1 protein-coding gene is annotated in these 478 nt (G+C 53.3%); it reads right to left on the bottom strand.

The genetic code is table 11. From position 1 onward, the window contains the following. Positions 1-23 precede the first annotated feature (23 nt). On the bottom strand, positions 24-478 hold a 455-nt coding region (locus N800_RS15085), incomplete at its 5' end, for a hypothetical protein (protein WP_232227692.1).

Raw genomic sequence — 478 nt, 5'->3', positions numbered from 1 at the left:
GCGGCTTCGGCTTGAATGAACTGTTAGCCTTCATTGCCGAACAGGTTCTGCGGCTTATCGTCCCAAACGACAGCATTCACAAGCCAATCCTTACCCGGCCGGTAGAAGACGCATGAGAATCGCATGGCATGCTTTTCGCGCTTGATTAGAAAGACATGCTTTACGAGGCTTTGTCCAGCAATCGTTGTCTTGACGTGCTCAGCGCCAATCATGGCGCCGAAGCGATCCCCGACCATCGCGAGTTGCGCCTTGGTTTGGTACCCCAGGTTCTGAATCTCCTCTTCGGGCAGAGGCCAGTAAGGCATCAGTGCGCTGTATGCAAAGTCAGGTTGGTTAGAGGCGAACTTTTCAGCCGCTTCAGCACAAGCCTGCTTCGTTGCATCGATGGTACTCAACGCACTAGCGTGTCCAGCAAGTGGAACTACGAGTGCAAGTGCCAGGGCTTGAACCTTCATTTTCTCTCCTTGATGGCTAACGC

Source organism: Lysobacter daejeonensis GH1-9 (assembly GCF_000768355.1).
Lineage (GTDB): Bacteria > Pseudomonadota > Gammaproteobacteria > Xanthomonadales > Xanthomonadaceae > Aerolutibacter > Aerolutibacter daejeonensis.
The sequence above is the reverse complement of the archived record's forward strand: the minus strand, read 5'-3'. Positions and strand labels throughout refer to the sequence as shown.